18 protein-coding genes are annotated in these 26,269 nt (G+C 76.6%); 2 read left to right on the top strand and 16 right to left on the bottom strand.

The window, feature by feature from the left end; genetic code table 11:
* Positions 1–2: 2 nt before the first annotated feature.
* Both HH311_RS29155 and HH311_RS29150 read right to left on the bottom strand, forming a co-directional pair.
* Positions 3–1,319 carry an AI-2E family transporter gene (locus HH311_RS29155; protein WP_169187228.1) on the bottom strand — a complete coding sequence of 439 codons (1,317 nt, stop codon included), beginning with the start codon at positions 1,317–1,319 and terminating at the stop codon, positions 3–5.
* 127 nt (positions 1,320–1,446) lie between these two features.
* Positions 1,447–2,664 carry an NADP-dependent isocitrate dehydrogenase gene (locus HH311_RS29150; RefSeq protein WP_169187227.1) on the bottom strand — a complete coding sequence of 406 codons (1,218 nt, stop codon included), beginning with the start codon at positions 2,662–2,664 and terminating at the stop codon, positions 1,447–1,449.
* A 468-nt stretch (positions 2,665–3,132) separates the two neighbouring features.
* Here HH311_RS29150 and HH311_RS29145 point away from each other — a divergent pair, with 468 nt between their 5' ends.
* Positions 3,133–4,500, top strand: a complete 1,368-nt coding sequence (locus HH311_RS29145; RefSeq protein WP_312030490.1) for an AarF/UbiB family protein — start codon at positions 3,133–3,135, stop codon at positions 4,498–4,500.
* On the opposite strand, the gene HH311_RS32945 is transcribed toward HH311_RS29145, so the two are convergent.
* From HH311_RS32945 to HH311_RS29125, 4 genes are read right to left on the bottom strand one after another with little or no spacing between them, the layout of a single operon-like run.
* Complete coding sequence (locus HH311_RS32945; RefSeq protein ID WP_312030489.1) at positions 4,472–4,939, bottom strand: DUF3017 domain-containing protein; 468 nt, start codon at positions 4,937–4,939, stop codon at positions 4,472–4,474. The two genes, HH311_RS29145 and HH311_RS32945, sit on opposite strands and share 29 nt — an antisense overlap.
* Before the next feature lie 4 nt (positions 4,940–4,943).
* A complete protein-coding gene (locus HH311_RS29135) occupies positions 4,944–5,804 on the bottom strand; it encodes a bifunctional methylenetetrahydrofolate dehydrogenase/methenyltetrahydrofolate cyclohydrolase (RefSeq protein WP_312030488.1) in 861 nt (286 codons plus the stop codon).
* Between the two features lie 8 nt (positions 5,805–5,812).
* Positions 5,813–7,747 (bottom strand): NAD-binding protein, encoded by a 1,935-nt coding sequence (locus HH311_RS33615; protein WP_169187225.1) that lies wholly within the window; start codon positions 7,745–7,747, stop codon positions 5,813–5,815.
* Positions 7,737–8,231 (bottom strand): hypothetical protein, encoded by a 495-nt coding sequence (locus tag HH311_RS29125; RefSeq protein WP_169187224.1) that lies wholly within the window; start codon positions 8,229–8,231, stop codon positions 7,737–7,739. Before HH311_RS29125 ends, HH311_RS33615 begins: the two co-directional genes overlap by 11 nt.
* Positions 8,232–8,474: 243 nt before the next feature.
* On the opposite strand from HH311_RS29125, the gene HH311_RS29120 reads away from it, so the two are divergent.
* The gene (locus HH311_RS29120; RefSeq protein ID WP_169187223.1) at positions 8,475–9,146 is read left to right on the top strand and encodes a GPR1/FUN34/YaaH family transporter; all 672 of its coding nucleotides are present in this window, start codon (positions 8,475–8,477) and stop codon (positions 9,144–9,146) included.
* Between the two features lie 140 nt (positions 9,147–9,286).
* On the opposite strand, the gene HH311_RS29115 is transcribed toward HH311_RS29120, so the two are convergent.
* The 10 genes from HH311_RS29115 to HH311_RS29070 form a co-directional block, all read right to left on the bottom strand.
* Positions 9,287–12,757, bottom strand: coding sequence for an error-prone DNA polymerase (locus HH311_RS29115; RefSeq protein ID WP_169187222.1), 3,471 nt, complete (start codon positions 12,755–12,757; stop codon positions 9,287–9,289).
* Positions 12,758–12,877: 120 nt separating this feature from the next.
* Positions 12,878–14,620, bottom strand: a complete 1,743-nt coding sequence (locus HH311_RS29110; RefSeq protein ID WP_312030487.1) for a DNA polymerase Y family protein — start codon at positions 14,618–14,620, stop codon at positions 12,878–12,880.
* Positions 14,617–15,465: a hypothetical protein gene (locus tag HH311_RS31160; protein ID WP_211190968.1), complete on the bottom strand. Its 849-nt coding sequence runs from the start codon at positions 15,463–15,465 to the stop codon at positions 14,617–14,619. Before HH311_RS31160 ends, HH311_RS29110 begins: the two co-directional genes overlap by 4 nt.
* A gap of 238 nt (positions 15,466–15,703) precedes the next feature.
* The gene (purH, locus tag HH311_RS29100; RefSeq protein ID WP_169187221.1) at positions 15,704–17,332 is read right to left on the bottom strand and encodes a bifunctional phosphoribosylaminoimidazolecarboxamide formyltransferase/IMP cyclohydrolase; all 1,629 of its coding nucleotides are present in this window, start codon (positions 17,330–17,332) and stop codon (positions 15,704–15,706) included.
* Positions 17,329–18,012, bottom strand: coding sequence for a phosphoribosylglycinamide formyltransferase (gene purN / locus HH311_RS29095; protein ID WP_211190970.1), 684 nt, complete (start codon positions 18,010–18,012; stop codon positions 17,329–17,331). The genes purH and purN overlap by 4 nt, the downstream gene beginning before the upstream one ends.
* A 336-nt stretch (positions 18,013–18,348) precedes the next feature.
* On the bottom strand, positions 18,349–19,887 hold the full coding sequence (locus HH311_RS29090) for a DUF6350 family protein (protein ID WP_169187220.1): 1,539 nt from the start codon (positions 19,885–19,887) through the stop codon (positions 18,349–18,351).
* 90 nt (positions 19,888–19,977) lie between these two features.
* A complete protein-coding gene (locus tag HH311_RS29085) occupies positions 19,978–21,828 on the bottom strand; it encodes a DUF5336 domain-containing protein (RefSeq protein WP_169187219.1) in 1,851 nt (616 codons plus the stop codon).
* 94 nt (positions 21,829–21,922) lie between these two features.
* The gene (gene sucD / locus HH311_RS29080) at positions 21,923–22,804 is read right to left on the bottom strand and encodes a succinate--CoA ligase subunit alpha (RefSeq protein WP_169187218.1); all 882 of its coding nucleotides are present in this window, start codon (positions 22,802–22,804) and stop codon (positions 21,923–21,925) included.
* Between the two features lies 1 nt (position 22,805).
* A complete protein-coding gene (gene sucC, locus HH311_RS29075; protein ID WP_169187217.1) occupies positions 22,806–23,978 on the bottom strand; it encodes an ADP-forming succinate--CoA ligase subunit beta in 1,173 nt (390 codons plus the stop codon).
* Positions 23,979–24,197: 219 nt separating this feature from the next.
* Complete coding sequence (locus HH311_RS29070; protein WP_169187216.1) at positions 24,198–26,051, bottom strand: hypothetical protein; 1,854 nt, start codon at positions 26,049–26,051, stop codon at positions 24,198–24,200.
* Positions 26,052–26,269: the final 218 nt, after the last annotated feature.

Below are 26,269 nucleotides of genomic sequence, written 5' to 3'. Positions count from 1 at the left end.
GTTCACTCGTTCGTCGCAGCGCCCTCGCGCGGTCCGCCGGCGGCCGGGGTGCCGTCGGCCGGCGGACCGGCCCCGTCGGGAGACGCCCCGTCGTCCCCGATCTCCCGGGACGACCCGTTCCGGCGGTTGCGCACCCGGCGCAGGATCGACCACCGCGTCCGGGGCTGTTTCGCCGGGGGCGCCGGCGCGACCTCGGACGGATGCTCCTCGTCGGAGCGGGCCCGCATGTCGATCTGTTCGTTGACGTACCGGGCGATCTCGGCGGTGACCGCGACGACGGGGACGGCCAGGAACGCCCCGACGATCCCGGCGACGCTGCCGCCGCCGGTCACCGCGAGGATGATCACCGCGGCGTGCAGGCCCAGGCCGCGGCCCTGGACCAGCGGCTGGAGCAGGTTCCCCTCGATCTGCTGCACGGCGAGGATGAGGACCAGCACGATCAGGGCCGTGGTGAAGCCCTTGGACACCAGGGCGATGAGCACCGACAGCGCGCCGGCGGTCAGGGCCCCGACGATCGGGATGAACGCGCCGAAGAAGGTCAGCACCGCCAGCGGGAGCGCCAGCGGCACCCCGATGACGACCAGCCCGATCCCGATGCAGGCGGCGTCGATGAACCCGACGATCGCCTGCGAGCGGATGAACCCGCCGAGCCGGTCCCAGGCCCGCGCGCCGACCTCGGCGAGGTGCTCCCCGGCCCCGGTGCCGACCTGGCGGCGCATCCACGGCAGGAACCGGTAGCCGTCCTTGACGAACAGGAAGGCGAGGACGAGCGCGAGCACGGCGTCGATCACGCCGTTCGCGATCGTCGTCAGCCCGGTCAGCACCGTGCCGGCGATCGAGGTCGCCGAGCTCTGCAGCTGGTTGACCGTCCCCTGGACGACCTGCCCGATCTGGCTCTGGCCGAGGCCGAAGGTCGTCGAGACCCAACGCTCGACGTCCCCGAGGCCCGCCGTGGCGCCCGCGGCGAGCTGCGGCACCTGCCCGATGACCGACGGCATGATCGCCGCGATCACGCCGCCGACGACGGCGAGGGCCCCCACCACGACGATCAGCGCCGCGAGCAGCGACGGCACGCCGTGGTGGCGCATCCAGGTGGCCGGCGGCTCGAGGACCGTCGCGATGATCAGCCCGAGCAGCACCGGCAGCACGATCGACCACAGCTGGCCGATCACCACACCGATGAGCGAGAGCCCGAGCGCGGTGAGGATGAGCCGCAGGCTCCAGCGCGCCGTCCAGGAGAGCCCGTCACCGATCAACCGGCCCCGGCTCTCCCGCCGGCCCGGCGCCCCGCGGCCACCCGCGGCGTTCGGCTGCGTCACGTCGTCATCCCTCCCAGCGGGCCCCGGGAGCGGTCGCTCGAGGGATGCCGTGTCGTACCCACGAGACACGAAGGGCACCCCCGGATTGTCTCCGGAGGTGCCCCTCGGTGGTCCTGTCCGGCGCTGGTCAGTCCGCCATCGCCTTCTGCAGGCCCTGGTCGAGCGCGTCCAGGAACTCCTGCGTGGTCAGGTACGGCGCGTCCTTGGAGATCAGCAGCGCGAGGTCCTTGGTCATCTGGCCGTTCTCGACGGTGTTGACGCAGACGTCCTCGAGCTTCTGCGCGAAGTCGACCAGCGCGTCGTTGCCGTCGAGCCGGCCGCGCTGGGCGAGCCCGCGGGTCCACGCGAAGATCGACGCGATCGGGTTGGTCGAGGTGTCCTTGCCCTGCTGGTGCTGCCGGAAGTGCCGGGTCACCGTGCCGTGGGCGGCCTCGGCCTCGACGGTGCCGTCGGGCGTCATCAGCACCGAGGTCATCAGACCGAGCGAACCGAAGCCCTGCGCGACGATGTCGGACTCGACGTCGCCGTCGTAGTTCTTGCAGGCCCAGACGTAGCCGCCCTCCCACTTGAGGGCCGCGGCGACCATGTCGTCGATCAGGCGGTGCTCGTAGGTCAGGCCGGCCTTCTCGAAGTCGGCCTTGAACTCGGACTCGAACACCTCCTCGAAGGTGTCGCGGAACATGCCGTCGTACGCCTTGAGGATGGTGTTCTTCGTCGACAGGTAGACCGGGAAGTTGCGGTCCAGCCCGTAGCGCAGCGACGCGCGGGCGAAGTCGCGGATCGAGTCCTTGAAGTTGTACATGCCCAGGGCGACGCCCCCCTCCTCGGGGAACTTCGCGACCTGGAACTCCATCGGCTCGCCCTCGCCGTCGGGGGTGTAGCTGATGGTGACGGTGCCCGGGCCGGGCACCTTGAAGTCCTGCGCGAGGTACTGGTCGCCGTGGGCGTGACGGCCGACGACGATCGGCTGGGTCCAGTGCGGGACGTAGCGCGGGATGTTGGAACAGACGATCGGCTCACGGAAGATCGTGCCGCCGAGGATGTTGCGGATCGTCCCGTTGGGCGACCGGTACATCCGCTTGAGGCCGAACTCCTCGACGCGGGCCTCGTCGGGGGTGATCGTGGCGCACTTGACGCCGACCCCGTGCTTCTTGATCGCGTTCGCCGCGTCGACGGTGACCTGGTCGTCTGTCTCGTCGCGGTGCTCGATCCCGAGGTCGTAGTACTCGAGGTCGATCTCGAGGTACGGGTGGATCAGCTTGTCCTTGATGAACTGCCAGATGATCCGGGTCATCTCGTCGCCGTCGAGCTCGACGACGGTGCCCTCCACCTTGATCTTCGCCACGTCTGCGGGCTCTCCTCTCGCGCCGGGGTGACGGCGCCGCACGGTCTCGGGGGCGTCGCCGGGGTCCGGGTGCAGGTACCCGCGCGCTCCCACTGATCGCACGCTATCAACGCGGCCCCGGCCCCGACGTCTCCGCAGCCCGTCGCCCCGGTCACCGGGACCGGTGGTGTGACGAGGGCTCACCCTGGTGACCGGGCCCCGGGTGGTGGTCGGCGCAGCCACCCAGGTCCGATGATCACGGCCCGCGGCGTCGAGTGGGCCCATAGGGCTGCCGCAGGAGCCGTGTGGGCCCACTCGGCGCGCGTGGCCGGCCGCGGGGTGGACCGAGTGGGCCCACAGGGCTGCTGCCGGAGCCGTGAGCGTCCACTCGCCCCGGAAGCTCGGTACGGCCGATCGGGGGTGGCCCGTTCTGGCAGGGTGACCAGCCTCTGCGTCCGGGTGCCGCAGGGCGACGGTCGAGGAGGCGCCGTGGGGCGGGACGGGGGCCGGGACGGCGCGAGGGGCGGCGCCGCGCGGCGGGCCGGGCGGTTGGCGATGCTCCCGCTCGGCGCGGCGGGCCGGTCGGTCGCCGGGTGGGGGCGGCGGGCCCTCGGGGCCGACGCCGACGCGCTCGCCCTCGACGCCCTGGCGCGCAACGCCGACCAGCTCTTCGCCGTGCTCGGCGAGCTCAAGGGCGGGGCGATGAAGCTCGGGCAGACCCTCGCGGTGTTCGAGACGATGATGCCCGCCGAGGTCGCCGGGCCCTACCGGGAGGCGCTGACCCGGCTGCAGACCACCGCCGAGCCGATGCCCGCCGCGACCGTGCACCGCGTGCTCGCCGAGCAGCTCGGGTCGGGCTGGCGGTCCCGGTTCACCGCGTTCGACGACGAGGCCGCGGGCGCGGCGAGCCTCGGGCAGGTGCACCGGGCGGTGTGGGGCAACGGGCTCGAGGTCGCGGTCAAGGTGCAGTACCCGGGGGCGGTCGCGGCGCTGCGCTCCGACCTCGCCGTCCTGCGCCGCACCGGCTGGCTGCTCGAGCGGTTCCTCCCCGGCCTCGACGCCCGCGCGCTGCTCGCCGAGATCGCCGAGCGCACCGACGCCGAGCTCGACTACCGCCGCGAGGCCGACCACCAGCGCGCCCACGCCGCGGCCCTCGCGGGCGATCCGGAGGTGCGCGTGCCCGCCGTCGTGGCCTCCGCGCCGCGGGTCCTCGTCTCCGAGTGGCTCGACGGCGTGCCGCTGTCCCACGGGTCCGGGCGGCCGGCCGCCGACGAGGCCGAGCGGGCCGAGCGCGACCGGGTGGCCGGCGCCCTCGTCGAGCTGCTCTTCTCCAGCCCCGCTCGGGTGGGTCTGCTCCACGCCGACCCCCACCCCGGCAACGTCCTCGTGCTGTCCGACGGGCGCGTGGGTCTGGTCGACTTCGGCGCCGTCGCCGAGCTGCCCGACGGGGTCCCGGCCGTGCTGGGGCGGCTCCTGCGGATGCTCGCCGACGACGACCCGGGGGTCACGACGGCGGCCCGCGAGGCCGGCTTCCTCACCGGGGACACCGGCGCCGAGGACATCGCCGCGTGGGTCGGCGGGATGGCCGACCCGCTGCGCGACGAGGTGTTCCACTTCACCGAACCGTGGATGCGCCGCCAGGGCCTGCGGATCCTCCGGCCCGGCGGTGCCGCCTACCGGGGCACCGGCCGCTCGCTGGATCTGCCGGCGCAGTGGATGTCGCTGCTGCGGGTGACGGGCGGCTGGATGAGCGTCCTGGCCCGCCTCGACGTCACCGTCCCGGTGCGGGGGTGCGCACAGGCGTGGGTGGCCGGGTTCGCCGACCCGGTCACCGACTCGCCAGCGGTCCCCCGGTGATCGTCAGGGACACGAGGATGACCACGAGGCCGAAGACGGTGTAGGTGGCGACGTCGACCCGGCGCGGGCGGACGGCGAGCAGGCCGGCGGTGCGGTCGGGGAGGCTGGCCCGCAGCGCCGCGGCGAGCAGGAGCGCGACACCCAGCTCCGTCGTGCCCTCGCGCCAGTGCTGCAGCCCGATGCGGACGAACGCGATCGCCACGACCACGAGCACCGCGGTGAGCGCCGCCTGGGCCCGGACCCGGCGGGCGAGGGCGCGCCGGTAGTAGCCGGCCGAGCGCGGCGGGCGGGCGTGGCGGGCCCGGCCGGCCTCGTTCTCGGGCAGGACGACGACGGGCCACGAGCCGCTGCGCGTCGCCGGGCCCACCGCACGCTCCCCGGTCACCGCGGGCGCGGGCCGCTCGCCGGCGGGGTCGTCGGGCTCGTCCGGTGCTGCCACACGATCACGTCCCGCTGCCGAGCAGGGCCTCCGCGCGCTCGACCACGTTGGTGAGCAGCATCGCCCGCGTCATCGGCCCGACGCCGCCGGGGTTGGGTGCGACGTGGCCCGCGACCTCGCGGACCTCCTCGGCGACGTCGCCCAGGATGCCGTCGGGGCCGCGGGAGACGCCGACGTCGAGCACCGCGGCGCCGGGGCGCACCATGTCGGCGGTGATGATGCCGGGGACACCGGCCGCGGCCACGACGACGTCGGCGGCCCGGGTCTCGGCAGCCAGGTCCCGCGTCCCGGTGTGGCACAGGGTCACGGTGGCGTTCTCGCTGCGGCGGGTGAGCAGCAGGCCCAGCGGGCGACCCACGGTGATGCCGCGCCCGAGCACCGTCACCTTCGCGCCGTCGAGCGGCACGTCGTAGCGGCGCAGCAGCTCGACGATGCCGCGCGGGGTGCAGGGCAGCGGCGCCGGCTCGCCCAGGACCAGGCGCCCGAGGTTGGTGGGGTGCAGCCCGTCCGCGTCCTTGTCGGGGTCGACCCGCTCGAGGACGGCGTTGGCGTCGAGGCCCTTCGGGAGCGGCAGCTGCACGATGTAGCCGGTGCAGGCCGGGTCGGCGTTCAGCTCGTCGACGGCGGCCTCGACGTCGGCCTGGGTGGCGTCGGCCGGCAGGTCCCGGCGGATCGAGGTGATCCCGACCTTGGCGCAGTCGCGGTGCTTGGCGCGGACGTAGGACTGCGAGCCCGGGTCCTCCCCGACGAGCACGGTGCCCAGGCCGGGGGTCCGCCCGGCCGCCGTGAGCTTCGCGACCCGCTCGGTGAGCTCGCCGATGATCGTCGCGAGGGTGGCCTTGCCGTCCAGGATCGTCGCGGTCACGGCGCCCATCATGGCGTGCCGGGCCCGGTCGTGTCCCGGGCGCTCGCGGTGGGCGCCCGGGCGGTGGCCGCGCGCGAGCGGGCCAGCACCTCCAGCAGCTCGTCGTCGGGACCCACGAGGAACGCCTCGTCGCCGGCGGCGAACCGCGTGTCGCGCCGCGGCGGGTGCTCCAGGGCGGTGCGGCCGTGGCCGTCGGTGATCCGGCGCAGCGCCACCACCCGGGTCCGCAGCGACAGGTCGCGCATCGCGAGCCCGTCGAGGTCGCTGCCCGCCCCGACCCGCAGCCGCCCGAGCAGGAACGCCTGGCCGTGCACCGGGAACGTGCCGAGCACGTCGAGCCCGAGGGCCGCGCCGACGAACCACGGGGCCGCGAGCTCGACGATCGAGCGCACCGACCCGAACCCGAACCGCTGGGCGACGGTGCGGGCCAGCTCGCGGTCGAACAGCCGGAGCACCACCGGGACGTCGGCGTCGCGCTGCCCCAGCAGGTCCCGGACGGCCAGGCCGGTCTCGATGTTGGCCATGTCGTCGCTGGTGGTCACCGCGACCGCGGCCGCCCGGTCGACCCGGGCGTCGCGCAGCGGGGTCGCCGTGGTGGCGTCGCCGAACACCACGGGGATGCCGAGCGCCCGGGCCCGCGGCAGGTGCCGGTTCGCCGGGTCGGACTCCACGACGACGACGTCGCATCCCCGGCCGTGCAGCGCCTCGGCGACCGAGACCCCGACCGCGCCCAGCCCGATGATCACCACGTGGCCCACGAACGCCGACGCGGCGCGGCGCCCGGCGGTGGCCGAGAGCCGGCGGCTGATGAGCATGTCGGTGAAGAAGGCGATCGGGATCGCGGTGGTGACGACCCCGGCGAGCATGAGGAAGACCGCCCACAGCCGCAGCCACACCGCCTGGTCGGCGAAGCTGAAGTCGCCGAAGCCGACCGTCGCGACGGACTCCACGGTGAAGTACAGCGCGTCGACCACGCCCAGCCCGCGGCCGTCGGGATAGTGGTAGCCGACGGTGATGACCGTCGTCGAGACCACGAGCAGGCCCACGAGGGCGGCGATGGCCCACCGCAGCCCGCGGTCGGACTCCCGGGCGAGCGCCAGCACCGCGGCGACGGCCCGGGCCGGCGGCCCGGCCCGGCCGTGGGCGGCGTCGGGGTCGTGGCCCGCGCCGCGACGGGTGGTCGGCCGGCGCCGCGGGGTGGGGGTGGTGGTCGTGCCGACGCCGGCCTCGGCCAGCTCGGCGTCGGTCCCGAGCACGGTGACGCGGTCGCCGGCGGCGACGCGGTGGTCGCGGCTGGGGCAGAGCAGGGTCGTCCCGCTCGCGGCCGCGGTGGCGGCGAGCGGGGCGAGGTCGCCGTAGAGGGCGCGGAGCGTCGCCGGGGAGCGCGCGGTGGTGCCCGCCGCGATGAACCGGGTGCCGGCGACGTCGAGGGCGTGGACCGGGCTGCGCAGGCACGCCTCGACGAGGGCGGGGGTCACGAGGGCGGCGACGTCGAGGACCGCGCCCGGGCCCGGGTCGGCGGCGACGGCCCGCCCGATGGCCGCGTTGCCGAGCGAGGTCACCACCCGGACGTCGGGCCGCCGCTCGCGGACGTGCAGGGCGACGTGCAGGTTCCGCAGCTCGCCCTGGGCGCCGGCCATCACGCACACGACGGCCCGGGCGGTGTCGAGACCCGCGGCGTCGAGGCTGCCCGGCACCGTCGGGTCGGCCTCGATGAGGGGGACGCCCCAGGTCTCGAGGACGTGGGCCCCGCGACCGTGCCCGCGGTCGTCGTCGACGACCACCACCGGCTCGCCCCGGTGGTGGAGCGTCTCGACGATGCGGAGCCCGAGCCCGCCCAGCCCGCACACCACGACGTGGGCCTCGAGCGCCCGGGGGGCGTCCGCCGCGCCGCCGTCCGCGCCGTCGCCACGGGCGGGACGGGCGGCGAGGTCAGGGCGCACGGCGGTGGAGCACGGCGTCGGCGCCGGCGACCGCGCCGGCGTAGACCGCGTGCTGGACGACGCTGACGGTGAGCAGGCGCGGTCCCCAGCGCCACGGCACCGGGGTGTCCCCGAGCACCGGGAACAGGCCCAGGGCCATCGCCTCGCAGCCGACGAAGAAGGCGAGGCCGGCGGCCGGCTCGCCGAGACGGTGGCGCAGCTCCGCGTGCGCCGCCCCGACCGCGGAGCCGTAGCCCCAGTGGACCAGCCAGAACAGGGCCCGCCGGCCGGCGTCGCTCCGGGGCGCCCACCCCACGACGCGGCGCAGCACCGTGGACGCGGCCACCACGACGTGGTCGGAGTCGTCGTAGTCGAGGATCTCGGTGATCTGCCCGGGAGTCGTCCCGCGGCGGTGCGCGTACAGCCGCCGGTGGACCCGGCCCGTGGCCGTCATCGCGGCGGTGCCGGCCGCCCCGGCGATCACCCCGACGAACAGCCGGGACATCACTCGGACGGCCCTGCCCGATCGGAGGGTTGGTGGGACCGGGAGGGGAGACCGGCCGGGGCGTTCCATGGCTGGTGAGCATGCCTGAACCGGTTCACGATCCATACCGACGGGATCAGTACCCCTACGGACGGTCGGTACCGCGTATGCAGTGGGTGAGATCACACTCGGACGGTCAGCGGGCGGTGACGGCACGAGGGCGTGCGTCAGCGGCGCCCGTCGGAATCGCACGAAGGAGTGTCGATGACCACTGTCGACGAGGGTACCGGGGCGCACGCTGCCGAGAGCCGGGCCCCGGACGCCGGCGCCGCGGACGCTGAGGCCGCAGCGGCAGCAGCGAACCCAGCACTGGTGGGCGTGCCGACGTTCGTGATCGGCTCGGTCGCGCTCGGGCTGTACCTCGTCGGGTTCACGGGCTCGTCGAACGCCGTGCTCGGCCTGATCCCGATCCTGTTCATGTGCAACGGGATCGGACAGCTCATCGCGTGTGGCTGGGCGATCCGGACGCACGCCGGCCCCGTGGCGGCGATCTTCGGGATCTTCGCCGGGTTCTGGCTGAGCTTCTCGGTGCTGGTCACCAGCCTGAGCCACAACTGGTTCGGGGACGCCACGGCGACCGGGGCCGCCACCGGCGCACAGGAGACGTTCCTGCTCACCTGGCTGATCGGCATCGTGATGCTCACCCTGGCGACCCTGCGGTTGCCGTCGGTCTTCACGCTGCTGTTCGTGCTGGTGGACCTGGCCCTGCTGCTCGTGCTGCTGGGTACGGCCGCCGGGTCGACGGGGCTGCTGGCCATCGGCGGGATCGCGGTGTTCGCGTTCTCCCTGGTGGGGGTCTACCTGTTCTTCGACGCCATGAGCGTCGCGAACGGCGGCTCCTCGCTGCCGATGGGTCGGCCGCTGATCAAGAGCTGACCGAACCCCCGACGGACCCCCGCGGCCCGTCGGCTCGTTGACCTGGTGGGGGTGCCTCCGGCCGTCGGAACCGGCCGGAGACACCCCCACCAGTGTCTGTGGTGTCCGGTGACGCCCGTCGGCGAGGGTCGGTGGCGCGATCACCGGAAGTCCCGGGAGCGCGACGGCACCACCAGGTCGAGGCGCTCCATCCGGTCGGCCACGAGGTTGACCACGGTGGGGGCGTCGGGGGCCCGCTCCACCCGCCCCCGGATGACCAGCGCCGCGCTCGTGCGGGCCACCACCCGGTGGCGGGCCCAGAGCCCCTCCGAGCAGACCACGTTGAGCATCCCGGTCTCGTCCTCGAGATTGAGGAACGTCGTCCCGCCCGCGGTCGCGGGACGCTGCCGGTGGGTGACCACCCCGCCGACCTCGATCCGCTCCCCCTCCCCGACCGCGGCGACCCCGGCCACGCTCAGCGCGCCCCGTTCCTCGAGCGCCGCCCGCAGGTGCGTGACCGGGTGGCCGTCGGGGGTCACCCCCGTCGCCCACACGTCGGCGATCGTCAGCTCCACCGCCGACATCCCCGGCAGGGCGGGCGCGTCGAGCCCCACCGCGGTGTCCGGGAGCCGGTCGTGGCGCTCCCCCGCCCGCACCGCCGCCGTCCCCGCCGCGGCCGCGCCCGCCGCCCACAGGGCCTCCCGGCGCCCGAGCCCGAAGCAGCCGAGCGCACCGCCGGTCGCCAGGGCCTCCAGGTGCGCGGTGGTGAGGTCCGCCCGGCGCGCCAGGTCGGCCGCGCCGGCGAAGGGTCCCGCCGTCTCCCGGGCCTCGACGATCCGCTCCGCCACCTCGTCCCCGAGCCCCCGCACCGCGCCGAGGCCCAGCCGGACCGCGACCCCGCCCTCGCTCTCCGGGTGCGGCTCCAGCTCGGGCTCGGCCCGGCTGCACGTGACGTCCGGGCCGAGGACGACCACGCCGTGGCGGCGGGCGTCGGCGACCAGGCTCTGCGGGGAGTAGAAGCCCATCGGCTGGGCCCGCAGCAGGGCCGCGCAGAACGCCGCCGGGAAGTAGTGCTTGTACCAGGCCGAGACGTAGACCAGCGACGCGAAGCTGATCGAGTGGCTCTCCGGGAAGCCGAAGTTCGCGAACGCCCTGGTCTTGGCGAAGATCCGGTCGGCCACGTCGCCGGTGATCTGGTTGGCCGCCATCCCCGCGTAGAACCGCGCCCGCAGCCGCTCGAGCCGCTCCTCGGAACGCTTCGCCGACAGCGCCCGGCGCAGCTCGTCGGCCTCGGCGGCGCTGAACCCGGCGACGTCGGTGGCCAGCTGCATGAGCTGCTCCTGGAACAGCGGCACCCCGAGGGTCTTGCGCAGCGCCGGCTCGCAGAGCGGGTGGTCGTACACGACCTGCTCCTGCTTGTTCCGCCGCCGGATGTAGGGGTGCACCGACCCGCCCTGGATCGGCCCGGGGCGGATCAGCGCGACCTCGACCACCAGGTCGTAGAACTCCCGCGGCTTCAGCCGCGGCAGCGTGGCCATCTGCGCGCGGGACTCCACCTGGAACACGCCCACGGAGTCGCCCCGCGCGAGCATCGCGAAGACCGCGGGGTCGATGGGCTGCAGCTCGTGGAGCTCGATGCGGCGGCCGTGGTGGGCGGCCACGTAGTCGCTCGCGTAGTGCAGCACCGAGAGCATGCCCAGCCCGAGCAGGTCGAACTTCACCAGGCCGACCGCGGCCGCGTCGTCCTTGTCCCACTGGATGACGCTGCGCTTCGCCATCCGCGCCCACTCCACCGGCACCACCTGGTCGACCGGCCGGTCGCAGATGACCATCCCCCCGGAGTGGATGCCGAGGTGGCGTGGGAAGCCGGCGATCTCCTCGGCCAGTGAGGCCACCGGGCGGGGCATCCCCGGGACCTGGTCGCCCAGGTCCGCGCCGGGCCCCCACCGGTCGATGAGCTTGCTCCACGCGTCCTGCTGTCCCTGGGCGAAGCCGAGCGCCCGGGCGGCGTCGCGGACCGCGGAGCGCGGCCGGTAGGTGATGACGTTGGCGACCTGGGCGGCCCGGTCCCGGCCGTAGCGGTCGTAGACGTACTGGATGGCCTCCTCGCGGCGGTCGGACTCGATGTCGAGGTCGATGTCGGGGTAGCCGTCGCGCTCCGGGGACAGGAACCGCTCGAAGAGCAGGTCCATCGCCACGGCGTCGACGTGGGTGATGCCGAGCGCGAAGCAGACCGCCGAGTTCGCGGCCGACCCGCGGCCCTGGCAGTAGATGTCCGCCTCGCGGCAGAACCGCACGATGTCGGCGACGATGAGGAAGTAGCCGGGGAAGTTCTGCCCCTCGATGATCGCCATCTCGTGGTCGATCACCTCCCACGCCCGCGGGTGGTCCGCCCGGCTGCCGTAGCGCTCCCGGGCCCCGTGGTCGACGAGGTGGCGCAGCCAGCTCGCCTCGGTCTCCCCCGCCGGGACGGCGAACGGCGGCAGCTCGGGGGCCAGCAGGGAGAGCTCGAACGCGCACTCGCGCCCGAGCACCGCCGCGTGCGTGACCGCCTCGGGGTGCCGGGCGAACCGCGCGGCCATCTCCGCCCCGGAGCGCAGGTGGGCGGTGCCCGGCGGCAGCCAGCCCTCGGCCTCGTCGAGGCTGCGCCGCGCCCGGACCGCCCCCAGCGCGGCCGCGATCCGCGCCCGGTCCGGCGTGGCGTAGTGCGCGGCGGTGCTCGCCACCGTGGGCAGCCCCGCCCGGGCGGCGAGCTCGGCGAGCAGGTCGTTGCGCTCGACGTCGACGGGCAGCCCGTGGTCGGTCAGCTCCACGGCCACCGAGTCCGCCCCGAACATGCCCACCAGCCGGTCCAGCGCCCGGGCCGCCGCCTCCGGCCCCCTATCGGCGTGCTGAGTCGAATTGCCGTCGAGGGCCCGCCGCACGTGGCCCTTGCGGCAGCCGGTGAGCACGACGACCCGGTCCTTCAGGATCGCCGCGGTGCGCTCCAGGTCGTGCACCGGGCGGCCCTTCTCGGCCCGCGGGTCCATCGCCGCCTCGGTGATCGCCCGTGAGATCGCCCGGTAGCCGGCGGGATCGCGCGCCAGGACCAGCAGGTGCTCCCCCTCCGGATCGGCCACCCCGTTCTGCGGCGCGGACAGCCCCAGCGAGAGCTCGGCACCGAACACCGTGCGCATCCCCAGCTCGTGCGCGGCCTCGGCGAAGCGGACCACCCCGTACATGCCGTCGTGGTCGGTGAGCGCGATCGCCTCCAGCCCGAGGCGGTGGGCCTCCTCGACGAGCTCCTCGGGCTGGCTCGCGCCGTCGAGGAAGCTGTAGGTGGAGTGGGTGTGCAGCTCGGCGAAGGGGACCGTCGCGGGGGCTGCCCCGGCATCCGCCGGCGGCCGGTAGGGGGCGCGGGTGCGGCTCCAGGCCGGCGAGTCGCCCCCGTCGCCCGGGTGCTGCTCGTCGCGGGACCTCCCGCGGCGCGCGCCCTCCCGGACCCCGACGGTGCCCACGTCCGCCGGGTGGAGCGTGCCGGGTCCGTCGACCTCCGGCGCCGCGCCGGACGCCCCCGACCGCGGCCGGACCGGCTTCCCCGCGAGGATCCGCTCCAGCTCCGACCAGCTCACCGCCGGATTGCCCCAGCCCATCCCGACCCCCCTTGATCGAACACCTGTTCGATGTGTTCGGAGGGTAACGCCGGGGTCCGACAGCGTGGTGCGGACGCCGGTCCCCGGATCCGGGAGTCCCGAGGTCGTCCACGACCCCGATCAGTCGTAGATCCCCTCCACCGTCCACCGGTCGTCGCGCAGCACGAGCAGCAGCGCCAGGCCCACCGCGTCGGCCGAGGAGGACGCCGGGTCCGGCGCCAGGTCGGCCGCCGGGTCGGGGTCGTCGCCCCCGTCGGCGCGGGGAGCGTCGTCGTCCTCGCCGACCGTCGCCGCCGGCCAGGACACCGGGGGGACGCACACCACCTGCACCCGCAGGCAGCCGACGGGGGCCCGCGGGTCCCACCACCGGCCCTCCTCGGGCCACGGACCGCCCCAGGCCCGCACGGGCGCGGCCGGGCCCCCGTCGCCGAGCGCCACCTGCGCCGGGGCCGCCGAGAGCCTGCCGCGGGGGGCCGCGCGGACCGGGCGGCCCTCGGCGTCGAGGACGGTGGCCGGCAGCGGCGAGGGCGGGACGGTGGACGGCGAGGGCGCGGGCAGCGCCCCGGGCCAGGGAGCCGCCGGGTCGAGCGACGGGGTCCGCTCGTCGCCCCAGGGCACCGGGCGGACCCGCTCCGCCGGCCCGCGCCCGCCACCGGGGACGCCGGTGAGCACCTCCTCGGGCCCGAGCAGCCCCTGCACCCGTACCAGCGCACGGCCGGCGCGCTCGTCGGCGACCCCGGTCTCCCCCCACAGCCCCAGCTGCAGCCGGCCGGCGTCGACCACCTCCTCGGGCACCAGCCGCAGCACCGTGAGCCCCTCGCCCGCGCGCCGCTCCGTCTCCCGGCGCCGCGACAGCCAGCCCTCGAGCTGCCAGCGGACACGGTCGGCCGTCGCCGCGGGGGTGAGCGGCTCGGCGCAGCGCCAGGTGCGGGCGAGCTCGTCACCGGTGGTCGTCCGTGCCTGGACACCGAGTCGGGTGCACGCGAGCCCGGCGTCGCCCAGGACGGCGTGGAGCCGCTCGGCGAGGGCCCGGGAGGCGAACGCGGCGGCGTCCACGCGGTCGACCGGGGGGTCGAGGGGCACCTCGACGGTGAGCTCGTCGGGCGCGTGGCGCCGGGAGGGCGGGCGCTCGTCGAGGCCGCGCGCCAGCCGGTGGGCCCGCACCGCGGCGGCGTCGAACCGGGAGGCGACGTCGGCCGCGGGCAGGGCGGCGAAGTCCCCGAGGGTGGTCAGCCCCAGGCGGCGGAGCAGCCCCACGAGCTCGGCGCGGGCGGTGGCCCCCGGGACGTCGGCCCCGGCGGTGTCGGGCTCGACCCCGGGCTCCATCTCGAGCTCGGTGACCGGCCGCGGGGCGAGGAAGGCCGGCGAGGCCCCCGGCGGGACGACCGCGCTGCGCCGGGCCGCGAGGGCGGCCGCGAACACGCCGTCGGCCACCCCGACCTGGCACTCGACGCGGGCGCGGGCGGCGACGTGGTCCACGAGGCGCTCGGCGACGACCTCCTCGCCCCCGAAGTAGCGGGCGGGCCCGCGCGCGGCGAGCACCACCAGCCCGGGGCGGATCACCTCGACGCCCGGGGTGATCTCCTCCACCGCGGAGGCGACGACCTCGAACGCCCGCGCGTCGCGGTCGGCGTCGCGCCCGAGCACCGCCAGGTCCGGGCACCGCGCCTGCGCCTCGCGGCGACGCAGGCCCCGCCGGATGCCCTGGGCCCGCGCGGTGGCCGAGCAGGCCACCACCCGGTGGGCCACGAGGACCGCGGCGGGACGGTCCGCGGGGATGCCGGACTCGGCGCAGGCGGCGACGACCGGCCAGTCCGGGCACCACAGCGCCACCACCCGGACCGGGGCCGCGGCCTCGCTCACCCCGTCCTCGCCGGCAGGTCGGCCGGGGCCTCCGTGATCGCCCCCTCGTCCCCGGCGACCTCCGCCACCCGACCGTCGGGGCCCGGGAGCAGGACGTCCTCCCGGAGGTCCCGCGCGCGGCCGCGGGCGGCGCAGCGCAGGTGCACCCGCCGCGAGCGCAACCGGCCCGCCCCGTCGCCCAGCAGCCCGGACCAGGTGCCGCCGGTGGCGTGCAGCTCGACGTCGGCCCCCGGCCAGGCGCCCACCGGGACCAGCACCGCGCCCTTCTGGCGCACCCGCGCGGCCAGCCGCTGCCGGTCCCCGGCCCGCCAGACCGCGGCGCCCCCGAGCACCACCACGTCGAGTCCGTCGACCAGCGCCGCGACCACGCTCGCCGGCCGCGGCCCGGGCCGCGGGACCAGGGCGGTGCGTGCCAGGTCCAGCCCGGCCTCGTCGGCGGCGGCCAGCCCCACGCCCGGCAGCCCGACCAGCGCGCACCACGAGCCCGCCCGCGAGGCCTCCGCGACCAGGGCGAGCAGCAGCGCCGTCGACCCGTGCACCGAGACGGTCGACCCGCGCCGCAGGCCGCCCCACGGCAGCAGACCGGTGAGCGGCCCGGCCACCGGCAGCAGCGCCCGCTCGGGGTCCCGCGCCGGTTCGGGCTCGGGCTCCGGGGCCGGTTCCGGACCGCGCGGGGCCGGTTCGGCGTGCGATGCTGCGACCACCGCGCGTCCCGCGCGGCCGGCGAGCTCGGAGGCCCGGACGAGCCCCAGCTCGGAGACCCTCCGGGAGAGGGCCTCGCGCGCGGACGCCTCGGCGGACGGGACCATGACGACCTCCTCGTGGTCGAACACCTGTTCGAACACCAGGAACGCTAGCCGACCCCACCGACAGCGCGCCACGACGGCGCCGCATCGACGGGGTGACGCTCAATCACTTTCCCGTGGCGGATCCGGACGCCCCAGGCCCCCGCATCCGCTACCGGACGGTGATCTTGGTCCCGGGGTTCCCTCATCGACGGGCTTTCCTGCCACTGGATGCCAGCGATGAGGGGAGCACGCCGACAGGGCTCCGCCGGCATCCCGGACCGCCCGACCCGACGGCTCAGTGCGCGAAGTGCCGCGTCCCCGTCAGGTACATCGCGACGCCCGCCTTCTCGGCCGCCTCGACCGTCAGGTTGTCGCGCACCGACCCGCCGGGCTGGACCACCGCCGCCACCCCGGCCTCGGCGAGCACCTCGAACCCGTCGGGGAAGGGGAAGAACGCGTCCGACGCCGCGACCGACCCGCGCACCCGGTCACCGGCCCGCGCCACCGCGAGCCGCGCCGAGTCCACCCGGTTGACCTGGCCCATCCCGACGCCGACCGTCGCGCCCCCCGACGCCAGCAGGATCGCGTTCGACTTCACGGCCCGGCACGCCCGCCAGGCGAACGCGAGGTCGGCGAGGACCTCCTCCGACACCGGCGACCCGGTCGCGAGCGTCCACGACGACGGGTCGTCCCCCGGGGCGTCGACGGCGTCGCGCTCCTGCACGAGCGTCCCGCCGGAGATGGGGCGCTGCTCCAGCGCCGGCGGCGAGAACTCGGCGGTGAGCACGCGGATGTTCTTCTTGCGCGCCAGCACCTCCAGCGCCCCATCGGCGTAGGACGGCGCGACGAGCACCTCCGTGAAGATCTCCGCGATCTGCGCGGCCGCCGCGACCGTGACCTCGCGGTTGACCGCGATGACCCCGCCGAAGGCCGACGTCGGGTCGCACGCGTGGGCCCGCGCGTGGGTGTCGGCCACGTCGTCTCCCCCGTCGCTCCGCTCGCCCCGGACGTCCCCCACGGCGATCCCGCAGGGGTTCGCGTGCTTGATGATCGCGACGCAGACGCGGTCGTCCCCGTGGTCGTGCGCGGCGCGCCAGGCGGCGTCGGCGTCGACGTAGTTGTTGTAGGACATCTCCTTGCCGTGCAGCTGCACCGCGCCCGCGAGGCCCGAGGTGTCGCCGGGCTCGCCGTAGAGCGCCGCCGCCTGGTGCGGGTTCTCGCCGTAGCGCAGGGTCTGGCGCAGCCGGCCCGTCGTCCCGACCCAGTCGGGGAACGCCCCCTCGGCCGGCGGCGCCAGCACCGTGCCCATCCAGGACGCCACGGCCACGTCGTACGACGCGGTGTGCCGGAACGCCTCGGCCGCGAGCGCCTGGCGGTCGGCCCGGGTGACCCCGCCGGCCTGGGCCTCGGCGAGCACCCAGCCGTAGCGGTCCGGGTCGGTGACGACGGCGACGGTCTCGTGGTTCTTCGCGGCCGCGCGGATCATGGCCGGGCCGCCGATGTCGATCTGCTCGACGCAGTCGTCGGGCGACGCCCCGGACGCCACGGTCCGGGAGAACGGGTAGAGGTTCACCACGAGCAGGTCGAACGGCTCGATCCCGAGCGAGGAGAGCTGCTCGACGTGGGTGGGCAGGCGCGAGTCGGCCAGCAGCCCCGCGTGCACCCGCGGGTGCAGGGTCTTGACGCGGCCGTCGAGGCACTCGGGGAACCCGGTGAGCTCCTCGACGCGGGTGACGGGCACGCCGGCGTCGGCGATCCGGGACGCCGTCGAGCCGGTGGAGACGACCTCGACGCCCGCCGCGTGCAGGCCGGTGGCGAGGTCGAGCAGGCCCGCCTTGTCGAACACGCTGACGAGGGCCCGGCGGATGGGTCGGCGACCGTCGGTCCCCTGGCCGGCGGGGGCGGTCTGCGGGGCAGCGGTCACGGCATCCTCACTGTTCGTCCGGTGATGGTGGCGCCGTGGCGCACCAGCGCCGCCACGGTCTCGACGAGCATGCGGCGCTCCACGACCTTGATCCGTTCGTGCAGCGTCTCGACGGTGTCCTCGGGGTCGACGAGCACGGCCTGCTGGGCCAGGACCGGCCCGGTGTCGACGCCCGCGTCCACGAGGTGGACGGTCGCCCCGGTGACCTTCACGCCGTAGGCGAGCGCGTCCGCGACCCCGTGCGCGCCGGGGAAGGCGGGCAGCAGCGCGGGGTGGCTGTTGATCGTGCGCCCGCCGAAGCGGCCCAGGTAGGCCGGGCCGAGGACCTTCATGAACCCGGCCGAGACCACCAGGTCCGGGTCGTGCGCGGCGACGGCGTCGGTGAGGGCGGCGTCCCAGGCGGCGCGGTCGACGCGGCCGTCCGCGCCGCGGTGGTCGCCGAGGCGCACGACGACGGGCTCGGCCTTCGCCTCCAGCGCCCGGTCCAGGGCGGCGACGTCGGGCCGGTCGGAGACGACGGCGACGACCTCGACATCGATCGCCGCGGCCTCGTCGAGCAGGGCCTGCAGGAGGGTGCCGGACCCGGAGGCGAGGACGACGACGCGTGCCGGCGCCCGGACCTCGAGGCGTGTCCCGTCCGGAGAGCCACCGTGCTCAGCCGGGCCCGCGTGCGTGGTCAGCGCGATCTCCTTGCCGCCGGTGCACAGACCTGGGCTCCCGGCGTCTCGACGATCCTCGCCCGCGAGACTAGCGGGCCTGCCGCGAGGCGGCCGTGGCGGTGTTCACAGCCGGGGCGGATCGGAGGTCACCCCGTGATCACGGGCACAGGGGGCAGGCCCGGAGCTCGCCGGACCTGCGTGGTGTGCCCGTCGTGACGCTACCGCCGAGAGCCCGCCCGGACGTCCGAGATCACGAGCACACGGGGCAGGCCGCGGGCGACCCTGGCGGGCCTGGTGTGCCCCTCGAGGCGCCGGCCCATCAGCCGACCCGCCGGCGTACTCCGTCAGCCGACCCTGTCAGCGGTCCGTCCGCTCGTCCGTGCTCGTGTCGCGCCCCGACACCTCGTCGTCGGGCTCGTCCTCGTCGGTACCACCGGCCGCGTCCTCACCGACCTCGGTCTCACCGACCTCGGTCTCACCGGCCTCGGTCTCGGCGGCCGGCTCAGCTGCGGCCTCGGGCGCCTGCTCCGTCGCACCGGCCCTCCGGTCCGACGCCGTCGGTCGGCGGCGGCCGCGGGCCGGCGCCCCCGCCGGGGTCGCGAGGAGGGCGACGACCACGCCGGGCACCGCGATCCACGCGCACGTCACGAGGAGCACGAGACCTGCGGGGACGACGACGGGGTCGAAGGGCCCCGACCCGAGCCGCCCGCCGGCGAGCCCGGCCGCGACCGCCAGCACGACCGCCGCGGTCAGGGCGGCCACCAGCACCGGGCGCACCCGCCGCAGGAGGTCCCCGCCGGCGGCGCCCACGGGCGCGAGGAGCCACCCGACCGTCGACCCGACCGCCAGCGGCAGCGCGAACGCCAGGCCCGCCCACGACGGCGGCGGCCCGGCGGGCAGCAGCGCGGCGAGCGGCAGCGGGGGGACGAGGCCCGGGGTGGCGCCGGTGGGGGACGCGGCCACCGCGCCGACGGCGTAGCCCGGCCCGAGCAGCCAGGACGCCGCGGCGACGACGGCGTTGGGCAGGTACGCGGCGTCGACCAGCCACAGGCCGGCGCCGCTGCCGGCGTCCGGCGCGACGGCGGCGAAGGAGCCGGCCACGGCGTCGGCGTGCGCGAGGAGCACGACGAGCAGCAGCGCCGCACCCCCGGCGACGAGGGCCACGGCGGCCCCGAGGCCGGCCCGCAGCCCGCGGCCCACCCACTCCGGCCACGCGCGCACCCGGGTGCCGAGACCGCACGGTCCGGCGACCCCGGCAGCGGCGGACAGCGCGGCGAGCAGCCCGGCGACCGTGCCCGCCGTCGCCGGCGACGCGTCGGCCGGGAGGGAGCCGGTGTCCGGGGTGAGCAGGGCGGCGGCCAGCACCCCGGCCGCGGCGTGGACCGCCGCGACCGCCGCGACCACCGGGACGCCGTGCGAGGTCCACCGGTCGTGGCGGCCCGCGTCGGGGTCGTCGGCGGCGTGCTCCCCGCCCGGCAGCGCCCCGCCCGACAGCGCCCCGCCCGGCAGCGCCCCGAGCCGGACGACGCCGCGCCGGGCGAGGACGGCGACGAGCACCGCGACCCCCGCCGCCGGCGCCAGCGGCAGCATCCCGAGGGGCGCGCCGGAGACGGTCAGCGGCACGAGGTGCACGGCGAGCCACAGCGGCACACCGATGCCCAGCGCCTGGCCGAGGCCAGGCTGCCCGCCCGGTGTGGTCCCCGACGCCGAGGCGGTCACCAGCGCGGCGAGCACCACGACGACGGCGTAGGACACCAGCACCGGGACGAGGGCCACCTCGGCCAGCACGCCGAGCCGGGGCGGTAGCCCGCCACGACGACGGTCGCCGCGGCCGGGCCGCGACGGGGCGGGCGTCCCGGGCGCGGGGACGCCGGAGGTCGGGGCCGCTGCGCTCACGCGGACCCACGATTCCACCCGGCCGGGCGGGTGCCCGGCCAACACGCCGCCGGGGGCGGCAGCCCGTGCGACGCGGCCGGGCGGGTCGGCTCAGCCGGCGTGGTTGCCGGGACGCTCCGCGCCGTCGGTGTCACCGTTCCCGGCGGCCTCGGCCCGGTCCGCGGGCACGCCCCAGCCGCTCGGGCGCGCGAACCCGGAGGGCGGGGTGTCCGCCCCGGACTCGGCGTCGTCGGCCTCCGACGCGGGCGCCCGGTCCCCCGAGGGAGGGGTGGACGCCGCGCCGGCCCGGTCGGCGGTGAACGAGTCCCCGCCGAGCATCGTCGTCGCCGGACGACGGCCCTCGTCGCCGGAGGAAGCGGAGGGGGCGGCGGGGGTCGACGGCGAGGACGCGCTCGACGCGGGCCGCTCCACGGTGGTCTCCGAGGAGCCCTCGGGCGCCTCGTGGGCACCGGTCGTGCCCGTCGTGCGGCCGTCGGTCAGAGGCGCGGCGGCGGGGATCGCCCCGGACGCCGACGCGTCCGAGGCCGTCCGGGCCTCGGCGCGGGACCGACCGTCCGGCGCCGGAGCACCCGACGACGCGGCTCCCGACGACGCCGGACCGGCTCCCGGCGAGCGCGGGACGACCTGCGTCCGGGCCGCCGCGTCCTCGGCCGGCGGCTCGCCCGCACGGCCCCCGGCCGGGAACGACGACGGCCAGGGCCGCTGGCCGTGGCCCGCCCCCGCGGGAGCGCCGGCTCCCGGCGCGCCCACCGCGTGCTGGGGCGCCGAGGCCGGACCGGCCGGGCGCCCGACCCGCTGGGTCTGCTGCTCGCCCGGGGCTCCGAACGGTGACGAGGCGACGCCGGCCTCGGAGCCGCCGGGACCAGCGGGACGGCCTGCCGGGGCGGGTGTCCCCGGCACGGACCGGCCCTGCTCCCCCCACGCGGGCGCGGTGTTCGCCGCGACCGTGCCGGTGCCCGCGGCGGCGCGCGGCGCCGACCCCGAGGCGAGCAGGCCGAGCGCCGACAGCGCCGCGACCACCGCTCCGGCCGCGGCGAGGACCGCGAGCACGACCACGACGATGTCGAACCCGTCGCTCACCGTCAGGGTCTGCAGGCTGACCAGGGCCGCGGTGACGGCGAGGACCCCGCCCGGCAGCACCGTGCGCGGCGCGGTGGGCAGCACGGCGATCCCGACGGTGAGGCCCCCGGCGAGCACGAGCGCCGGCAGCAGACCGCTCGGGTCGAAGCTGGTGAAGAAGGTCGCGAGGAACGCGAGGACCGCCAGGCCCGCGGCGGCGAGCGCCGCCGTGCGGCCGATCCCGACCGGGACCCCGGTGGCGGTGCGCGCCTGCCCGGCCGTGCCGGAGGCGGGGGACGGCGTGGCCGAGGACCCCGACGAGGAGGACGGTGGCAGCGCGCCCGCCGCGCCGGCGGCCGGGGCCGAGGGCACCGTCGCCGCGGCGGCGGGGTTGCCGCCCTGGCGCTCGGCCGGCATCCCGCGCGAGGGGGTGGGCGGCGGCGTCGGGCGCCACCCGGGCGGTGGGTTCCCGCCGCCCTGGCCCTGACCACCCTGGCCACCCTGGCCACCCTGACCGGCCTGCCCCTGACCGCCCGGACCGTGCCCGGACGGCGCGGGCCCGGAACCGGGGCCACCGGCGCCGGCCCAGGAGGCCCCGCCGTACGGGGACACACCGCCGAACGGCCGGCTGGGTGGCCCCACTACGGGACCGGGCTGCGACGGTGGCCCGACGGCGCCGCCGGCGGTCGGGCGGTTCCCGTACGGGGGCGACACCGGCGCACTCTGGGTGGGCGCGCTCTGCGCCGGGGGGTTCTGGGCGGGCTGGCCCGACGACTCGGACGCCGTGGCCGCCTCGGCCCCGGAGGACGACGGCTGGACGGCCGCGCCGCCCCACCGCTCGGGGGAACCCGCCGGACCGGAGCTCGAGGATCCTGCAGTCATGGGTTGTCCTCCCGGGGACGGCGTCATCGGCCCTCGGACCGGCCGCGCCACGCGGCGCGGCCGGTCCGGCGGCCCAGCCTGCTACATCGCGCCCCTAGGAGACGAGGGAACGCGCGAGGTCGGCGGTCTCGGTCGGGGTCTTGCCGACCTTCACGCCCGCCGCCTCGAGGGCCTCCTTCTTCGCCTGCGCGGTGCCGGCGGAGCCGGACACGATCGCGCCGGCGTGGCCCATCGTCTTGCCCTCGGGCGCGGTGAACCCGGCCACGTAGCCGACGACCGGCTTCGTGACGTTCGCCTTCACGTAGTCCGCCGCGCGCTCCTCGGCGTCGCCGCCGATCTCGCCGATCATGACGATGGCCTCGGTCTCGGGGTCGTTCTCGAACGCCTCGAGGGCGTCGATGTGCGTCGTCCCGATCACCGGGTCCCCGCCGATGCCGATCGCGGTCGAGAAGCCGACGTCGCGCAGCTCGTACATCATCTGGTAGGTCAGCGTGCCCGACTTGGACACCAGGCCCATCTTCCCGGGGCCCGAGATGTTCGCCGGGATGATGCCCGCGAGGGACTTCGACGGCGAGATGATCCCGGGACAGTTCGGGCCGATGATCCGGGTGCGGTTCCCGTTGGCGCACGCGTGCGCCCAGAACCACGCCGAGTCGTGCACCGGGATGCCCTCGGTGATCACGACCGCGAGCCCGATGCCCGCGTCGATGGCCTCGACGACGGCGTCCTTGGCGAACTTCGGCGGCACGAAGAGCACCGAGACGTCGGCCCCGGTCTCCTTCATGGCCTCCTCGACGCCGCCGTAGACCGGCAGCTGGGTGCCCTCGATCTCGACGGTCGTGCCGGCCTTGCGGGCGTTGACACCGCCGACGAGCTGCGTGCCGGCCGCCAGCATCTTGGTGGCGTGCTTGGTGCCCTCGGACCCGGTGAGGCCCTGGACGATGACCTTGCTGTTCTCGTTGAGGAAGATCGACATCTCACGCACCTGCCGCGGCGAGCTCGGCGGCCTTCGCGGCCGCGTTGTCCATGGTGTCCACCTGGGTGACCAGCGGGTGGTTCGCGTCGTCGAGGATCTTGCGACCCTCGTCGACGTTGTTCCCGTCGAGCCGGACCACGATCGGCTTGGTGGCGTCGTCGCCCAGGATCTTCAGGGCCTCGACGATGCCGTTCGCGACCGCGTCGCACGCGGTGATGCCACCGAAGACGTTGACGAAGACGCTGCGGACCTCGTCGTCACCGAGGATGACGTCGAGCCCCGCGGCCATGACCTCGGCCGAGGCGCCGCCGCCGATGTCGAGGAAGTTGGCGGGCTTCATGCCGCCGTGCGACTCGCCGGCGTAGGCGACGACGTCGAGCGTGGACATGACCAGGCCCGCGCCGTTGCCGATGATGCCGACCTGGCCGCCCTCGAGCTTGACGTAGTTGAGGCCCTTGGACTTCGCCTTGGCCTCGAGCGGGTTCTCGGTGCGCTGGTCGACGAGCTCCGCGTGCCCGGGGTGCCGGAAGTCGGCGTTCTCGTCGAGGGTGACCTTGCCGTCGAGGGCGATCACCTTGTCCTGCGGGTCGCGGACCAGCGGGTTGACCTCGACCAGCGTGGCGTCCTCGCCGACGAAGGTGTCCCAGAGCTTGACGATGACGTCGGCCGCCTCGTCGGCGACCGCGGCGGGCAGCTTGGCCTGCTGCACGATCTCCTGGGCCTTCGCCCTGTCGACCCCGGCGATCGCGTCGATCGGCACCCGGGCCAGCGCCTCGGGGCGCTCGACGGCGAGCTCCTCGATCTCCATGCCGCCCTCGGCCGAGGCCATCGCGAGGAAGGTCCGGTTCGAGCGGTCGAGGAGGAACGAGAAGTAGTACTCCTCGGAGATGTCACTCGCCTCGGTGACCAGGACCCGGTGCACGGTGTGGCCCTTGATGTCCAGGCCGAGGATGGCCTCGGCCTTCTCCCGGGCCTCGGACGGGTCCTTCGCGAGCTTGACGCCACCGGCCTTCCCGCGGCCGCCCGTCTTCACCTGCGCCTTGACCACGACCGCGGTGCCAATGCCCTGGGCGGCGCGCTCGGCCTCGGAGGCCGTGTCCACCGTCTTGCCGGGCAGGACCGGCACTCCGTGGGCGGCGAAGAGGTCCTTCGCCTGGTACTCGTACAGGTCCACTCGTGAACTCCTCCATCACTGACCGGCAGCATCCGTCGGTGGACTCCGGCGGCGACCCCGCCCTCCAGCCGTGGCCCGTGGACCGCCGCGCGGCGGACGGCCCGGGCCCGATCGACGGGACCGAGGGGGACCCTAGCGGCGTGTCGTGCACCCGGGCGCGGCACCGGGGGCGACCCCCGCCACACCCGCCCCGATCGCGCGACCGGGGCCTCGGGCTCCTCAACCGTCCGGGGACGCTCCCCGTGCGGCCCGGGAGGCTTCCCGGATGCGCATGATCGCCACGCCGGCGGCGGCGAGGGTCACGACGAGGCAGGCGACGGCGGCCCACGTCCCGACGCCGACGCTCTCGCCCGGCCGCGGCGGGGTCAGGACCAGCGCGGACAGCCGCACGACGAGCAGCGCGCCCGCCGCGCCCAGCAGGGCGAGCGCCCGCGCGGGGCGGGCCCGGGGGGCGAGGAGCGCGGCCACGGCGACCCCGACGACACCGGCGAGCGAGCCCCACGCGGCGGCCCCGGGGTTCTGCCAGGCGCCCCCGGCGGCGCCGGCGGCGAGCGCGTCGCGGGCGAGCGGGCCCCCGAAGCCGGGGACGGCGAGCACGGCGGCCACCGCGGCCAGCGGCAGCATCGCGGGGTCGGGCTCCACGGTGTCGGTGCCGTCGGCCGGCCGGGCCCCCAGCGGGGTGCCGGCCGGGGCCCAGCCGCCCGCGACGTCGCGCCGCTCCGCGAAGCCGGCGCCCACCGCGAGCACGGCCGTGAGCACCGCCAGCACGAGCGCGGCGACCACGGCCCAGCCGCCGGTGCCGACCCCGACCTGCGCGGCGTCCGCGCCCGACGGGCCGAGCCCGGGGTCGAGCACCGAGGCGGGGGTGCCGGCGCCGTCGACCCCGGCGAGCACGACGTCGAGGGCGGGTCCCGCCGCGAACGGCACGGTGAGCCACGCGACGGAGAGCGTGGGCCGGGCGCGGACCACCACGCGCGGGGTCCCGACGACGACGAGCAGCGCCGGCACCGCGAGCACGACCGCGGCCGGGAGGAGCAGCACGCCGGTGCCGGTCTCGAGGGGGCTGCCCGCGGCGTCGGAGGTGCCCGAGAGCGTCGGGAGGAGGGCGCCGAACAGCGAGGCCGCCGCGGTCAGCAGCGCCGCGACGCCGGCCGCGCGGGAGCGCAGCACCGCCGTGCGCGCCGGCACGCCGATGACGAGGAGCCCGCCGGCGACCGTGAGGACGGCGCCGGGCGAGACGGCGAGGCCCTCGCGGGCGATCGAGGCGGCGAGCACGGGGGCGATCCCCGCGACGACGCCCGCCCCGAGCGCGGTGTGGACCGCGCGGCGGACCCGCATCCCGGTCTCGTCGGCCCCGCCCGGTCCGTCGGCCCCGCCCGGTCCGTCGGCCCCGCCCGGTCCGCCGGCCCCGGCCGGGGCCGTGACGGCCCGCGCCCCGGGCAGCAGGGCGACGACGACGACGGTCACGGCGAGGAGGGCCACCCCGGCCCCGGCGGGGGCGGGGGTGTCGAGCACGGCGTGCGGCCCGAACCCGGTGCCCGGCGAGGCGACCGAGAACGGCGCCGCCACCAGGCCCGCGGCGGCGAGCAGGGCACCGGCCACCGGCCGCACGAGGGAGGCGCCGCGCTGGGTGCCGAAGACCGACCCGCCGGCGCGGCGCACGAGCGCGACGAGCCCCGTCGTCGCGACGGTGGCCGCCCCGAGCAGGGCGGCGTCGGCGGCCACGAGCGCGGCGGCGAGCGCCAGGGGGAGCCCGGAGGTGCCGCTGGCGAGGACCTCGGGCCGGGCGGCGGACTCCGGGCCGACCAGCAGCGCGAGGTCGACGAGCAGGCCACCGGCCCCGAGCGCGCCGAGCGCGGCCGGCGCGGAGAGCGACGCGGCGCCGAGGGGACGCCCGCCCCGCCGGGTGGCGAGCCCCGGCGCGACCGCCGCGACCAGGCCGACCAGCGGCGCCAGCACCCCGGCCGCGCGCACCGGGGCCCCGATCGGACCGGGGGCGAGCAGCGCGACCGTGAGGCGCAGCAGGGCGGCGAGGGCGACGAGCGCGACGGCGACCCACCAGATGCGGGCCACCTGACCACGTCCGGCCGGGGCCGGATCACCGGATCCCGGCCGCGCGGGCGCGGGCCCGGGAGGCCGTGACCCGGCGTCGGCCGCAGAAGCCGTCATGCCCGCGCAGACTAAAGAGGTCGCCGTGAGGGGCGTGCACGTACCCGCCCGTGTCGGGTTCGCATTCTGGATCGATCAGCCGACACCCCCGACGCGACACGCCGGTGAACGTCGCCTAACGT

Origin of the sequence: Actinomycetospora sp. TBRC 11914 (assembly GCF_012933465.1) — a bacterium.
GTDB lineage: Bacteria > Actinomycetota > Actinomycetes > Mycobacteriales > Pseudonocardiaceae > Actinomycetospora.
The sequence above is the reverse complement of the archived record's forward strand: the minus strand, read 5'-3'. Positions and strand labels throughout refer to the sequence as shown.

Excerpts from the sequence above, each read along its gene's own strand:
- HH311_RS29125 (WP_169187224.1), bottom strand. The coding sequence starts at position 8,231 with ATGTCCCGGCTGTTCGTCGGGGTGATCGCCGGGGCGGCCGGCACCGCC.
- HH311_RS29120 (WP_169187223.1), top strand. The coding sequence starts at position 8,475 with ATGACCACTGTCGACGAGGGTACCGGGGCGCACGCTGCCGAGAGCCGG.
- HH311_RS29115 (WP_169187222.1), bottom strand. The coding sequence starts at position 12,757 with ATGGGCTGGGGCAATCCGGCGGTGAGCTGGTCGGAGCTGGAGCGGATC.
- HH311_RS29085 (WP_169187219.1), bottom strand. The coding sequence starts at position 21,828 with ATGACTGCAGGATCCTCGAGCTCCGGTCCGGCGGGTTCCCCCGAGCGG.
- sucD (WP_169187218.1), bottom strand. The coding sequence starts at position 22,804 with ATGTCGATCTTCCTCAACGAGAACAGCAAGGTCATCGTCCAGGGCCTC.